Below are 12,716 nucleotides of genomic sequence, written 5' to 3'. Positions count from 1 at the left end.
GGAGACTCCTGATTGAGCAGTGGCGGCGACGCGGATAGCGTGCGCGCTATCACACCGTTGGACTGCTTTATGGAACGCGCCGACCTCATTGCATCACTGCTCACCGGCATGCGGCGTGCCGAAGACTTCCGCGCGCACGGGGCGGCCTACAACACCGCGCACAGCCAGCAGATGGCGGTCGACCACGGCAAGGCCGCCGACGCCGAGCTGGTGCTGTCGCTGTTCGCCTTCACGCCGGAGCACCTCAAGCTGCTGGGCAGCACCGGCATCGAGAACCTGGGCGAGATCGTCTGCCACGCCTGGGCCTTGAACGGCGGCAACAACGAGGCGCTGATCGGCTGGTTCCGCAAGCCCATGAACGCGCTGGACGGGCAGACGCCGGCCGCGCTGGTCCGCAGCGGCAGCCTGAAGGTGCTGCTGCTGGTGCTCAGGCAGCAGCTGGAGTGGGAATTGCCCAAGCGCTCGGCCTGAGCATCGGGGCCGGTGAGACCGCGCCCTGGCGTGCCGGTGGCCGGCACGCCGATCGGCAGTGCCGGCGGTGCGCCGGCGCGTTACTGTTTGGGTCGCGCCACGGCGTACATCTCCCAGGCAATCTTCTTCATCAAGGCGTTGCTGTCCTCGCCCTCCTTGTACAGGTCGAAGTGGGTGCGGCCTTCCAGGTAGCGGAAGTCGCTTTTTGCGCCCAGGCCGTCCAGCACGGCCTGGAACTTGCGCGCGGCCCCATCCAGGTAAAACGTGTCGGCGGTGCCGACGATCAGGTGGATCTTGCCGTCCAGATCCGGCTTGAGCGTGGGCCACTGCGCCGCCACCCGTGCGGCGATGTCGTAATGGTCGCGCCAGTACGCCACCACGGTGGGATCGACCTTGCCGGTGGTGCGGTCGAACATCGGCAGCGGGCGGCCGTCGGGCCCGCGTGGGGAGAACACCCAGTCGAACGAGGTGAACTGGCCGCCGTGCTGGCCCAGCACCGCTTCGAGCTTGGCGAAGGTTTCCAGATCGGCCACCACCTTGCCCTGGTCGCGGATCAGCGGGAACTGGCTGCCGTCCGCGCGGCGGTAGACATTGGCGTTGGGCGCGTACAGATCCGGCCCGGTGAAGTCATGGAAGTCGCTGGAATCGGGCGAGGTGGACCAGGTACCGCCGAACAGCTTGGGGTAGCGCGTCTGCAGCCACAGCGTGGCCCAGCCACCGGACGAATGCCCGTTCAAGAACCGGCCCTTGGCCTTGCCGTCCATCTTGTACTGGCGTTCCAGCGCGGGGATCAGCTCTTCGGTCAGTGCGGTGCCCCAGGGGCCGTTGTTGACCGAGTCGGCAAACTCGTGAGTGCCGGTGGGCGTGGATTGGTCCAGGAACACCCAAATCATCGGCGGCATCTGCTTGGCGGCCATCGCGGCCCAGGTGGACGCGATGCTGCCGGCAAAGCGGTTGTAGTTGCCGCCGAAGCCATGGGTGACATACACGGTGGGATAGCGCGTGGCGGCCTTGGCGTCGTAGCCGGGCGGGGTGAGCACGCGCGCGCGCAGGGAAACCGGCCGGCCCCAGAATGCGCTCAGCGCGGGGCTGACCAGCGACGCATCGGCGCTATGCAGCTTGGCCTCGGGCACGGCATCGCGCACGGCCTGCGGCGCACGCGGCGAGACCTGCCACGGGTCGTCCGAGGCCGGCACCTGCGTGCTCAGCGTCAGCGCGGGCAGCGCGGCATTCTTGCCGCCCAGGGTGACCGGCGTGACGGCGCTCAGCAGGTCGCCGCCATCGCGGCCCATGTAGCCGTAGCTGTGGTTCGGATCCAGCACGGCCTGAAACAGATACTCGCCAGCCGGCAGTGCGGAAAACCCGCTGGGAAAGGCGATGTTGTCCAGATCGATCTGCACGCTGCCGCCTGGCGCAAGGCCGGTCACCTCCTGCGCGGCCACAGCCGTGGCGCTGGGGCGGAACGGGTTGGTATCCACCGCTTCCACCTTGCCGTCCTTGCCGTCCTTGCCGTCCTTGCTGGACTGCTGGGCCTGGGCCTCGGCATCCTTGGCCAGCGTGGCGAACACCAGCAGCCGGCCGGAAGTGGGCTGGTCGGCGGCACCGCCCAGGGTGACACGCAGCAAGCGATGGGCCGGCGCAGGCGCGGCGGCATGCGCGGTGCTGGCGCACAGCAGGCCAACGGCCAGGCCCACACGCGGAGCAAGACGATGTAGGGACATGCAGATCCTTTGAAACCCAGGTGGATGGAGTGGGCGCGCACGGCCCTGAGCAGACTGTAGCCAGTTCCGGTTGGTCGCGTGCTGCAAGGTGCGAGATCTGGTCTCCGTAGCCGAGCCATGTACCGTTGGAGCTCCGCCGGGCAGCGCGTGGGCTCGTTTTCCCTTCGCAGCAGCGACTGCTCAAGCAATGAAACTAAAGTGAGAGTTAGGTTTGGCCTGGCCTGCAGCTGACAAATGCCCAATCTAACGCCTGCTTTAGTTTTTACTTGTTGCCGTCAAATTGCAGAGGTAATCTAAAGTCCGCTTTAGATTCGGTCATTCACTATGCGCGTCCCAATCGACCAGGCATCCGACATCGGCGCCTATGTCCGCGCGGTGCGCAAGGCACAAGGTCTACGTCAGGACGACCTGGCTGCGCTGGCGGGGACCAGCCATGTCGTGCTGGGCAATCTCGAGCGCGGCAAGGACACCGTGCAACTGGGCCGGGTGTTCGAACTGCTGCGGCAATTAGGCATCCAGGTCCAGCTGGACCTGCCGGTGGAACTGCCGGCGCCGGTAGCCAAGCACGTCGAATGAACACCGCCGATGCGCTACGCAGCCTAGAGCTGTGGGAGCAGGGCGACACGACTACATTCCTAATTGCTGGCTCATCGCATTACATGCGCACCATGACTGGGTTGATCCACCGCGTGTGACGCCTCCTGGGTAGACGCCTGCACAGTTTGCTGATTGGCAACTTCGAGTTTCTGCAGATTCTCGGCCAAGGGCTGCTTGACTGCTTCGGCCTTGTCCACATGCGTGCGCAGCACGTCCATGTCATTTCCAGGATTCTTGTACGTCGCGAAAACATTGCCGTTTGCTCGACTGGGAATGATTTCCTGTATCTCCGGCAGAGGCGGTTGATTAAGTTTGGCCTGGACGGCCAAAGCGCCGGCGATGCGTTCCTTGTCTTGCTGGTTGGTATACACGCCGGCATCCGGGCCGAGCTTGTCGAGCCCAGCCAAGGCTTGCTTGAACAATGGATCATCGCGTAGCCGCGCTTCTGGATGCGGATCGTTAGCCGACGCACCTGCACTGAAAGTACGTCCCGAGTTACCTAGTCCTGGCACCGAGGGCTGGATTGATTCGTCGAGCTGTCGTCCCGATGCGGGGGCCCAATGACCGAAAACGCCATCGTTCTTTGGCTCAGGCAGGCGCACATCCCGCAGAACGCTGTCGGCCAGTGTGTTGGAGTTTTGCAACTGGGGATCGTAGGGATACCTGTCATCCTTGCTCTTGGCATTGGCGACCATGCGCGCCCACGTTTCTGACAAGTCCGTGCCATGCGTGATCTCTTCGCGATATTGCTTTTGTCCAACCGCATTCGGATTGTCCCGATGGTCGGGGTTGGCCCGGTTATAGGGCAGGTTTGTCTCGATGTGCATGCGCCCATAGGGCAATCCAGCTTGCTCATCGCCGGTCCAACCGCTGATGGTGTGTTGATTGCCTTCTTTGTCGGTGTAGAGGAGAAATTTGTGGTGATATTCCTTGCCCAGCGCAGACCCGATGTTGCGGTACCCAACTTCGATCTTCTCGTCCATGACGGTCTCCGTTGTCTTATTGATTCTTGATGTGGACGGCATCAATGTGTGCCACCTTGCCGTCTCCATCGAGAGAAAAGGTCATCACGATGGAACGTGCATCGGGGTCCAGCATCGCCTGTCCCTTGTTGTCCCTGACGACTACCTTGCCCGCGGTGTCTTCAACAATCGTTGACGTTGGAGATTTGCCAAACGTTTCCAGCACTGCCACCTTCGTCGTCCCCAGCGGGATGTACTTTGTAACGATGCTGCTTACATCGATTTGTTCGAATCGAACAGGCTTTTTGGATGCATAAATCTCGTCAAGCATTGGGCTGGCTCCTGATGTCATGGTGTCTTCCTGTGTTGAAGCGGTGCGCGCGGTATCTGCATTAGCGCAGGACGAAAGCGGGAGCACCGCAAGCCCGGCAAGTGCGAGAGTTGCAGCCCAACCGGTTGGCACGATGCGCGGCATGGCGATCTCCTGAAGCATTACTTGAATCGACTGACCATGAAATTTTACGCTTTTCAGACCGGCTAGACCATCTGATATTCCAGCCATTCGAGCGATACCAGACTACTACAAGCTCATTGTGGCTGATGAATAGGTGAGCTTGATCGACAGGAGCTCTACCGAAATGATTTGCGCCACATCCAATGTGTGCATTTGGATGTCGGCTGTGATCCGTTCCCTTCGATAAACGAACAGATATTAGTAGTGATACTGAAGATTCCGACTTTCCATCAAGGCTCTGTGCATCGCTCTTTCAACTGATTTACGTCTAGGTCGATCAACATCGCTGTGGTTGCTTCCGAAATCCGAGCTGCATCACGCAACGACGTAGTTGAGACGATTTGCCGGGTTTGCGAGGCGTTGGTCTTCAACCATGCACACACCAGCGGCGTGGCCAGCTGGTTGGCGTAGGTGTGGTGCTCCCACACACGCGCATGGTGTCATCGTACGCAATCGATCATCTGCCGCTTGGCGTTATGCACAGGTGCCGTTGCGACTTCCATTCAAGACGCAAGCGGCAGCCGCGCAAGAGCCGCTGCCGGCACCTTGCATCGCAGACCAAGGAGTGATCGAAATGAAACGTAAAACCAGTTATCGCGGTGCGTTTGCGGCATGTGGTCTTTCGCTCTTCGCCGCCGCGCTGTGCATGGACGCTGCCATTGCAGCGCCGGTCACCGGAGCGGACAAGGTCACGCTGACCCATGTCTTTGCCACGCTGCAGACGGGCCAGCAGGATCAGAAGCCGGAAGATATTGCGGCCTGTCGCAAGCAGGTGTCGGCACCAGATTCCAAGTATCTGGGGATGACGGTCACCACCAAGTACTCCATCGACGTGCAGTCCAAGATCATGTCTGCTTCTTCCTCGCTGCCCTCTCCGGTTGCCACGCAGCCACTGGTGCTCACGGTGCCGCTGTCGCCGTTGGGCCTGTCTGGCGAGTATGCCTTCGGGGCATTTCGACCGAGCGCGCTGCCCAACACGTATGTGCTGTTCTCGGTAGGGCTGGATTTCAAGGGGCCGCAGTCGTCCGTGCTGGTGCTCAACAGCGACAAAGCCTACAACTGCCTGGTCACCAGCAATCCGGCGCCGTTCAAGGGGGCACTGGGTACAAAGCTCGGCAAAGACCAGGGGAAGTGATGGCTGCAACCGCCGGCTAATTGACGAACGGGCTGAAGACATCTTCGGCTCGTTCGGTTGCTGTTTTCAAAAACAGTGCGTCAGAAATCGGCGCCGAGATGCCGGTCTATCACCGCGCGCTCCAGCTCAATTCCACGGGTGAATGACCTCCAACGCCATCGCCTCAAACGGGGCAGTGTCGCGAGTGGCAACGGCCAATCCATGCGCGGCCGCTGTCGCAGCGATGTAGGCGTCGGCACGCCCAAGCGTGAGCCCAGTGACATCCGGGCCCAACCTGGCCCCACCACTCACCGATACGGCCCCGGCCCGCGCCACACCGGTTCGCCCTGCTTGTAGACCTCCATCATGTTGATGACCTCGCGGGCGTCGCCGATGGTCTTCAGTTCCGGCGAGTCCGGTGGCAGCAGGCGGCATTTGCTGGATCCGCGTTTGAGGGCGACCTCCAGCGGGCAGACCATGCGCTGCTGGGTGCCGGGCAGGATGATGGCGATTTCCTGCATGCCCTGTTCCTTCCACACCCGCAGCTGGGTTTCGCTGCGCACGTCGTAATAGACCTGGAAGCCACCGATATCCAGGCTGGGCTGGGCGTTGTTGCGGTCGCGGCGGCGGCCTTCGCTGATGGTGGGCGTGTAGGCGGTGCCGTCTTCGGCGGCATCGGCGGGTTCGTCGAGCATGCCTGGTGGGCGTCCGGTCCAGGTCTCGGGGCGACGCTGCGGCGGCGACGACGGTTCGGCAGGCGTTTGTGGCGGGGTGGGGCGCTGCACGGGGCGGGTCTGGCGCTGCTCGGTCAGGCTGCCACGGCGGGTGTTGCCCGCCGGCGGCACCGGGTTCCTGGCCTTCTGGACCAGGGTGGACTGCACCGGCGAGGCGGCCGGCGGCGGTTGCACCGGGGCCGGGGTCTGCGACGGCGGCGTGGGAGTGGGCGAGGGCGTGGGTTGCTGCGGCTGGCTGGTGTCGCCGACAAAGTCCACCTTGGTGCGGCCACCGCTGGGCGAGCCCTGCGGCGGGGTGACGGTGGGGGTGGAGGCCGACAGCAGGATCAGCGTCATCAGCACGTGCAGCAGCGCGCTGATCAGCGCGGCGATCCACGGCTCGATGCGTTCGATCAGCGGCTCGGTGCGCGGCAGCCAGTCGCTGGCGTCGAGGTGGACATGCAGCAGTTGCAGCGCATCGTCGCGCACGCGGTACACCAGCACGTACGGGGTTTGCCTGACCACCCACTCGCGAGTGCCGGGCACCCGGCCGGCACGGCCACGGCCGGGCTGCTCGGCCAGCGTGCGGGTGGCTTCCAGCACCTGCCGGCCCATCGCGGCGGCCGCGGCCGGGTTGAGCGCGTGGTAGTGATCCTGGGCGTGGGCAAGCTGCTTGGCGGCCGGGACGGTCCAGTCACGCCGTAACATCAACGCCCCACCTGGCGAACAGTGCGCCGACCTGCGCCGGTGCGGCAAACGCGCCCTGCTCTGCGGCGGCAATGCCGTCCTGCACCGCAGCCTGGAAGCTGGCATCGCCCACGATGCGGACCACGTCGTCCCAGCCGGCCGTGTCGGGCAGCGTGTCGATCAGCGTGTGGGCGTCTTGCTTGATGGCGGACATGGCACTGCGGTGGGGGAACACTGCGCGCAAGTCTACCTGTGCCGCTCCGGTTCGCGTGTGGCAACCGCCGGCGCGCGTTTGCGGCGTTCACCGGCCGGGGCGGGAACGCACCCGCTGCGGTGGTTCTACGTGCGCACCGCCCTGCCAGACGGCGGCTTGCCGGCGACGGGCCGCCACGCCGCCGCCTGCAGAAAGTGACACTTGGCACCTTGTTCGCGCCGTTGGCTGGTTTCATTCTGCGTCGGTCGCTTCAACCCACCCGCAAAGGAACCGCCATGCCCGCCGCTGCCATCGCACCGCTGACGCCGTATTTCTCGATGGCCGCCATTGGCTACCTCTACTACCGGCGCATCCGGCGCAGCTTTGGCCGCCAGCAGTGGAAGCCGGCGAGCACGGCAGTGCGCAGCGTGGTGCTGATCATCGCGGCCGCGGCGCTGGCGTATGCGGTCTACGGCTTGCCGCAGGTGCGGGCCGGCATTGCCGTGGGCACGTTGGTGGGCATGGGGCTGGGTACGCTGTCGCTGCGCTATACGCATGCCGAGTGGGTGGACGGGCGCGGCTGGTATACGCCCAATCCCTGGATCGGCGCTGCCTTGATGCTGGTGTTGCTGGGCCGGCTGGCCTGGCGTTGGGCCTCGGGCGCCTTCAGCCAGGGCGCGACGGTGGCCGGTTCGCAGGCCAGCGCGCTGACCCTGGGCATCGCCGCGGCGCTGGTGCTGTATTCGCTGGTCCACGTGGGCGGGGTGTGGTGGCGCCTGCGCCAGCTGCGTCTGCAGGCCGGAACTACCGCGCCGCTGTGAGGCGGTGTTGCTGACAGCGGACGCCGTGCGCACTACACCTGCGAGCGGAACGGGAACACCAGCTTCTCGCCCAGCTTCTGCCGCAGTGGGCGTGCGCGCCACCGCTCCAGCGTGTAGCGCTCGGCGCGTTGCAGGTCGGCCTCGAACACCTCGGTCATGCGCGCGGCCAGGGTGCGGTCGTAGACGTTCAGACTGGCCTCGTCGTTGAGGCGGAACGAGCGGATGTCGAAGTTGGTGGAGCCCACCGACACCAGCAGGCCGTCGATGATCAGCAGCTTGGTGTGCAGCATGGTGGGCGTGTATTCGTGGATGGCGATGCCGGCCTGCAGCAGCGGCTCCCAGCTGGCCTTGGAGGCCAGCCGCACCGAGATCGCATCGATATGCTTGCCGGGCAACAGCACGCGGATGTTGACGCCGCGGCTGCGCGCTTCCAGCAGCGAGCGGGTGATCAACGCATCGGGCACGAAATACGCCGCAGCCAGATCGATGGACGTGCGCGCCGCGGCAATGGCGATCAGGTACATCAGGTGCATGCTCTCGCTGCCGCCGGCGGGCGAGGCCACGAACAGCTGCGCATCGCTGTCGCCGGCCGGTGCCAGCTCAGGGTAATACTCGGCGCCGTTGAGCACGCGGCCGGTGCTCTTGATCCAGTTGTCGTTGAAGGCCGCCTGCACCTGCGCCACCACCGGCCCTTCGATCCGGTAGTGCGAGTCGCGCCAGTGGTCCGGGTCCTGCGCATCGCCCATCCACTGGTCGGCGACGCCCACGCCACCGGTGAAGCCGAGACGGCCGTCGATCACCAGCAATTTGCGATGCGTGCGGTTGTTGACGCGATGCAGGTTGTACCAGGTCAGCGGACGGTAGCGATGCACCTCCACGCCGGCCTCGGTCATCTCCTCCACCAGCGACGGGTCCATCTTCAAGCTGCCGCCCCAGTCGATGGTGACGCGCACCTTGACCCCGGCGCGCGCGCGCGCGGACAGCGCCTCGCTGAACTCACGACCGATCTCGCCCGACCAGTAGATATAGGTCTCGAAGGTGATGGTGTGCTGCGCGCCGCGGATGGCGGCCAGCATCGCCGGAAAGATCTCGCGCCCGTTCTGCAGCACATCGATCTTGTTGCCTGGCAGGATCGCCGGCCCCAGCAACACCGACATCTCGCGCTTGAACTGCGGGTCGGACACGTCATAGCAATGGCCGGGGATGTGCTGGAGCTTTTTCTCAGGCGTGGCGAAGTTGAGCGCCAGCAGCCCCATCACCAAGGTGATGACGACCGTGGCCACGATGATCCATGTCATGCATCCAACTCCGGTTCCCCTGCCATTGCGGCCACAAGCGGCCGGCATTCTGGCAAGGCGAACGGCATGGGGGGCGTGAAGGGCGCGGGCATGGATGAGGAAGACCACGCGCATCGCGCTGGCGTAAAACGCGGCGCGTTGCGACCGCTGTGCCGCACTCAATCGTAGGGGCAAGGCACGCACCTGCACGACATGCGACCTCGACAAGGCCGCCGCGTCGCGCTGCATGTGGTCGGTCCTGCAGCGCTGCGTGTGGCGATCTTGCGGTGCTATGGTCCGCAGCATGGTCAACGCCGTTGCCACCATCCGCTGCAAGGCGACGTTGCGGGCACCGGCGGCGCCTGCAGGTGCGTCCTGGCTGTTTCTGGTGCTGCCTGCGGCGGCCAGCGACAGGCTGCCCACGCGCAGCATGGTGACGGTGGCGGGCACCCTGGCCGGGCAGCGCTTGCAGGCGACCCTGCAGCCGGACGGGCAGGGTGGGCATTGGCTCAGGGTTGATCGCGCGCTGCAGCAGGCGGCGGGCGTTGCGGCCGGGCAGACGGTGGCACTGGAGATCGCGCCGGTGGATGTGGAACCCGAGCCGGTCGTGCCGGACGATCTGCACGCCGCACTGGCCGCGCATCCGGCCGCGCGTGCGACCTGGGATGACATCACCGCGGTGGCGCGGCGCGACTGGATCTTCTGGATCGTTTCGGGCAAGAAGGCCGACACGCGGGTCAGGCGCGTCGCCACCGCTTGCGACATGCTCGCGGCCGGCAAGCGGCGTGCGTGCTGCTTCGATCGCTCCGGGATGTACAGCAAATCGCTTGCAGCGCCGACCCCGAAAGCGGACTGAAGCGAGCGGCCTGGCGTGTACTGTGCCGCTGTATATGCGCCGAAATGCTTACATGCGTCACACAAGCGCGCACCTATACTTCGGGGCTGTCCCACCCAAGAGAATCCACCGCATGAGCGCACCCCCATCGTCTCCGATCGCCGCCGGTTCTGGCGCAGCTCCCGGTAGCCTTCGCCGCTCGGTGTCCAACACGCTCAAGGGATCGGCCGGCAATCTGGTCGAGTGGTACGACGTCTACGTCTACTCGGTATTTGCCACGTATTTCGAATCGCAGTTCTTTTCCAAGGAAGACAAGAACGCCACCATGTTCGTGTGGGCGATCTTTGCGATGACGTTCTTGATGCGCCCGATCGGTGCGTGGTACTTCGGCCGTTTCGCCGACCGTTACGGCCGCCGCCTGGCCTTGACCATTTCGGTCTCGATGATGGCGCTGTGCTCGTTCGTCATCGCGGTGACGCCGACCGTGTCCACGATCGGCATCGCCGCGCCGATCATTTTGCTGCTGGCGCGCCTGCTGCAGGGCTTTGCCACCGGTGGCGAGTACGGCACCAGCGCAACCTATATGTCCGAAGCGGCCATTCCGGGCCGGCGCGGGTTCCTGTCCTCGTTCCATTACGTCACCCTGGTTGGTGGGCATGTGCTGGCGCAGGCTACCTTGCTGGTGATGCTGCATTTCTTCGATGCGTCGCAGGTGTCGGCGTGGGGCTGGCGCGTGGCGTTCGGCCTGGGCGGTATCGGAGCGCTGGTGGTGTTCTGGCTACGCCGGACCATGGACGAGTCGTTGAGCTCCGAATCCATCGCCGATTCGCGCACCGGCAAGGCCAGGGCCTCCGGTTCGATGCGCGAGCTGTTCGTCAATCAGTGGCGTCCGCTGCTGTTGTGCTTCCTGATCACCGCCGGCGGCACGATCGCGTTCTACACCTATTCGGTGACCGGCCCGAAGATGATCCAGACCGCGTTCGCCGGTGGCGACGTGATGGCCGGCACCATCATCAATCTGGTGGCGCTGACGGTGTTGATGTTGATGCAGCCGGTGGGCGGCTGGTTGTCGGACATCGTGGGGCGCAAGACCCTGCTGGTGTTCTTCGGCATCGGCGGCGTGCTCTATACCTGGTTCCTGGTGATGGAACTGCCCAAGCAGACCGACTGGCTGACCGCGTTTGCGATCCTCACCGTGGGCTTTGTGATCCTGACCGGCTACACCTCGATCAATGCGGTGGTGAAGGCAGAATTGTTCCCCACCCATGTGCGTGCGCTGGGCGTTGGCCTGGGCTATGCACTGGCCAATTCCGCGTTCGGCGGGACCGCGCCGTTGCTATACCAGGCCTCGTTGAAGACCAACCATGTGAGCGAATTCGTGATCTACGCAACAGCGGTGATCGCGGTGTCGCTGGTGGTCTACATGTTCTTCCTGACCAACAAGGGCAGCAACTGGCTGGACGACGAAGCGGCGATGCATCAGCGCAAGCGGTGATGCGCGCGCGCGGGCTGGCTGGGCTGCTCTCCCTTCTCCCTTCGGGACATTGTCCTCCTTCATGGGGAGAAGGTGCCCGAAGGGCGGATGAGGGCACGAGCGAAGCCTAGTGACATTGAATACGCAGGAGGCTTTGCCCCGTACCCTCACCCCAACCCCCGCTCCGCGCCCCGGCCCGCGCCAGCAGCGCGGGCGCTCCAAGGCACGCGCGCCAGTGGCGCGCAAGCAGTGCCTTATCGCCCCGAGGGGAGAGGGGCTAAAGCAGACGGCTCGTGCTTGATGTCTTCGCGTCGCTGTACTGTCTCTGCAAACAGGCTGTAACGCAGCCCGATCAACCCCAATAGCGCTTCGTCGCGATACGTGCCCGCTGGCACCTTGTCCACACGCGTCAGCGACACGTCCAGACGATCACGCAAAGAGTTGGGCCCCGGCAACGGCCGCTTGTGCGCCACCTGCTGCCGATAATGCGCCGCAACCTCGGCCAGAATCGCGTCTACTGCATCCATGCTTGGCCGCGGCAACCCATGCCGCGCGCTGCGTAGTTGCAGGATGTTCAAGCCCACGCGCACTTCGTTGAGCATATCCACCGAGGCCAGGTCGCTGCCTTCCGGGGTCAGTGCCAGCCGCGGTGCGAGCAGGCCGAGCAGGTCCAGCATGCGGGCGGCAAAGTGCTGCCGGTCCTGCGTGCCATGGCCTTCTGCCGCAGCGGCCAGCGTGCGCCAGCCCTGGCGCACCAGCCGGCGTGCGCTCCATTCGGCGCCGACCGAGCGGAACAGCCGCGTCAGCACCACGGCAAAACCAATACCGAGCACCATGGCCACCGCGGCGTTGACGAAGCTCTGGATATTGGCGTTGTAGGTGTTCTGCAGGCTGAGCAGTGCGGTGAGGTTCACCACCAGCGGCAGCGCGATCAGCATGCTGGCAGGGCGGTGCAGCAGCGCGCCCAAGGGCAGGAACACCACCGCCAGCAGCAGCACCAGCATCGGGAAATCGTGGATGGCCGGAAAGATGCCGAACAGGTAGATACCGGCCACCACGCTGGCCACCACCGCCCAGGTCAGGAACGACACCATGCTGGGCGCGGGGTCGTCCTGCGCGGCGAAGAACGCGGCCGTCACCGCGGCCATCATCGCGCCGTTGCCGCCGCCCTCCCAGCCGATGCCGATCCACAGCATGCAATACGCCATCAACGCGAAGCCGGCACTGGCGGCCGAAAACGCGACCATGCCGAAATCGATGTGGCGCGTGGTGCTGCCGCGTGCAGGCACATCGGCGGTGTCGCTGGGTAATCCGCGCAGGCGTTGCAGCAGCAATAC

The 12,716-nt window shown here is 64.7% G+C and carries 12 protein-coding genes and 1 pseudogene; 6 read left to right on the top strand and 7 right to left on the bottom strand.

Annotation, left to right across the window (positions count from 1 at the left end):
* The first annotated feature begins 69 nt into the window (after window positions 1–69).
* Window positions 70–471, top strand: coding sequence for an antitoxin Xre/MbcA/ParS toxin-binding domain-containing protein (locus ACCQ10_RS20435; protein WP_065033331.1), 402 nt, complete (start codon window positions 70–72; stop codon window positions 469–471).
* 80 nt (window positions 472–551) lie between these two features.
* Here ACCQ10_RS20435 and ACCQ10_RS20430 read toward each other — a convergent pair whose 3' ends face one another.
* Entirely contained in the window at window positions 552–2,192 is a 1,641-nt protein-coding gene (locus ACCQ10_RS20430) for an alpha/beta hydrolase (RefSeq protein ID WP_372361748.1), read from the bottom strand.
* Window positions 2,193–2,516: 324 nt separating this feature from the next.
* On the opposite strand from ACCQ10_RS20430, the gene ACCQ10_RS20425 reads away from it, so the two are divergent.
* Window positions 2,517–2,768 (top strand): helix-turn-helix domain-containing protein, encoded by a 252-nt coding sequence (locus ACCQ10_RS20425; protein ID WP_372361747.1) that lies wholly within the window; start codon window positions 2,517–2,519, stop codon window positions 2,766–2,768.
* Window positions 2,769–2,839: 71 nt separating this feature from the next.
* Here the strand turns inward: ACCQ10_RS20425 and ACCQ10_RS20420 are convergent, their stop codons facing one another.
* Both ACCQ10_RS20420 and ACCQ10_RS20415 read right to left on the bottom strand, forming a co-directional pair.
* Entirely contained in the window at window positions 2,840–3,772 is a 933-nt protein-coding gene (locus ACCQ10_RS20420; RefSeq protein ID WP_372361746.1) for an XVIPCD domain-containing protein, read from the bottom strand.
* 16 nt (window positions 3,773–3,788) lie between these two features.
* Window positions 3,789–4,244: a DUF6393 family protein gene (locus ACCQ10_RS20415; protein ID WP_372361745.1), complete on the bottom strand. Its 456-nt coding sequence runs from the start codon at window positions 4,242–4,244 to the stop codon at window positions 3,789–3,791.
* A gap of 595 nt (window positions 4,245–4,839) precedes the next feature.
* Here ACCQ10_RS20415 and ACCQ10_RS20410 point away from each other — a divergent pair.
* Complete coding sequence (locus ACCQ10_RS20410) at window positions 4,840–5,400, top strand: hypothetical protein (RefSeq protein WP_372361744.1); 561 nt, start codon at window positions 4,840–4,842, stop codon at window positions 5,398–5,400.
* A gap of 287 nt (window positions 5,401–5,687) precedes the next feature.
* On the opposite strand, the gene ACCQ10_RS20405 is transcribed toward ACCQ10_RS20410, so the two are convergent.
* Both ACCQ10_RS20405 and ACCQ10_RS20400 read right to left on the bottom strand, forming a co-directional pair.
* Entirely contained in the window at window positions 5,688–6,800 is a 1,113-nt protein-coding gene (locus ACCQ10_RS20405) for a type II toxin-antitoxin system RelE/ParE family toxin (RefSeq protein ID WP_372361743.1), read from the bottom strand.
* Window positions 6,787–6,993, bottom strand: a complete 207-nt coding sequence (locus tag ACCQ10_RS20400) for a hypothetical protein (protein ID WP_104581773.1) — start codon at window positions 6,991–6,993, stop codon at window positions 6,787–6,789. The genes ACCQ10_RS20405 and ACCQ10_RS20400 overlap by 14 nt, the downstream gene beginning before the upstream one ends.
* A 275-nt stretch (window positions 6,994–7,268) precedes the next feature.
* Between ACCQ10_RS20400 and ACCQ10_RS20395 the strand changes: the two genes are divergently transcribed.
* Window positions 7,269–7,793 carry a CcdC protein domain-containing protein gene (locus tag ACCQ10_RS20395; protein ID WP_372361742.1) on the top strand — a complete coding sequence of 175 codons (525 nt, stop codon included), beginning with the start codon at window positions 7,269–7,271 and terminating at the stop codon, window positions 7,791–7,793.
* A gap of 32 nt (window positions 7,794–7,825) precedes the next feature.
* Here ACCQ10_RS20395 and ACCQ10_RS20390 read toward each other — a convergent pair whose 3' ends face one another.
* Window positions 7,826–9,091: a phospholipase D-like domain-containing protein gene (locus ACCQ10_RS20390; protein WP_047695578.1), complete on the bottom strand. Its 1,266-nt coding sequence runs from the start codon at window positions 9,089–9,091 to the stop codon at window positions 7,826–7,828.
* Window positions 9,092–9,374: 283 nt separating this feature from the next.
* Between ACCQ10_RS20390 and ACCQ10_RS20385 the strand changes: the two genes are divergently transcribed.
* Both ACCQ10_RS20385 and ACCQ10_RS20380 read left to right on the top strand, forming a co-directional pair.
* Window positions 9,375–9,926: a YdeI/OmpD-associated family protein gene (locus tag ACCQ10_RS20385; protein ID WP_372361741.1), complete on the top strand. Its 552-nt coding sequence runs from the start codon at window positions 9,375–9,377 to the stop codon at window positions 9,924–9,926.
* Window positions 9,927–10,038: 112 nt separating this feature from the next.
* Window positions 10,039–11,400, top strand: a complete 1,362-nt coding sequence (locus ACCQ10_RS20380; protein WP_184441811.1) for an MFS transporter — start codon at window positions 10,039–10,041, stop codon at window positions 11,398–11,400.
* Between the two features lie 233 nt (window positions 11,401–11,633).
* Here ACCQ10_RS20380 and ACCQ10_RS20375 read toward each other — a convergent pair.
* Window positions 11,634–12,695: pseudogene (locus tag ACCQ10_RS20375) on the bottom strand (FUSC family protein); the annotation flags it as partial.
* Between the last annotated feature and the right edge of the window lie 21 nt (window positions 12,696–12,716).

Source organism: Xanthomonas sp. NCPPB 1325 (genome assembly GCF_041477645.2).
GTDB classification, from domain to species: domain Bacteria; phylum Pseudomonadota; class Gammaproteobacteria; order Xanthomonadales; family Xanthomonadaceae; genus Xanthomonas; species Xanthomonas cannabis.
Note: the sequence above shows the minus strand (reverse complement) of the source record. Positions and strands in the feature narration are given on the sequence as shown.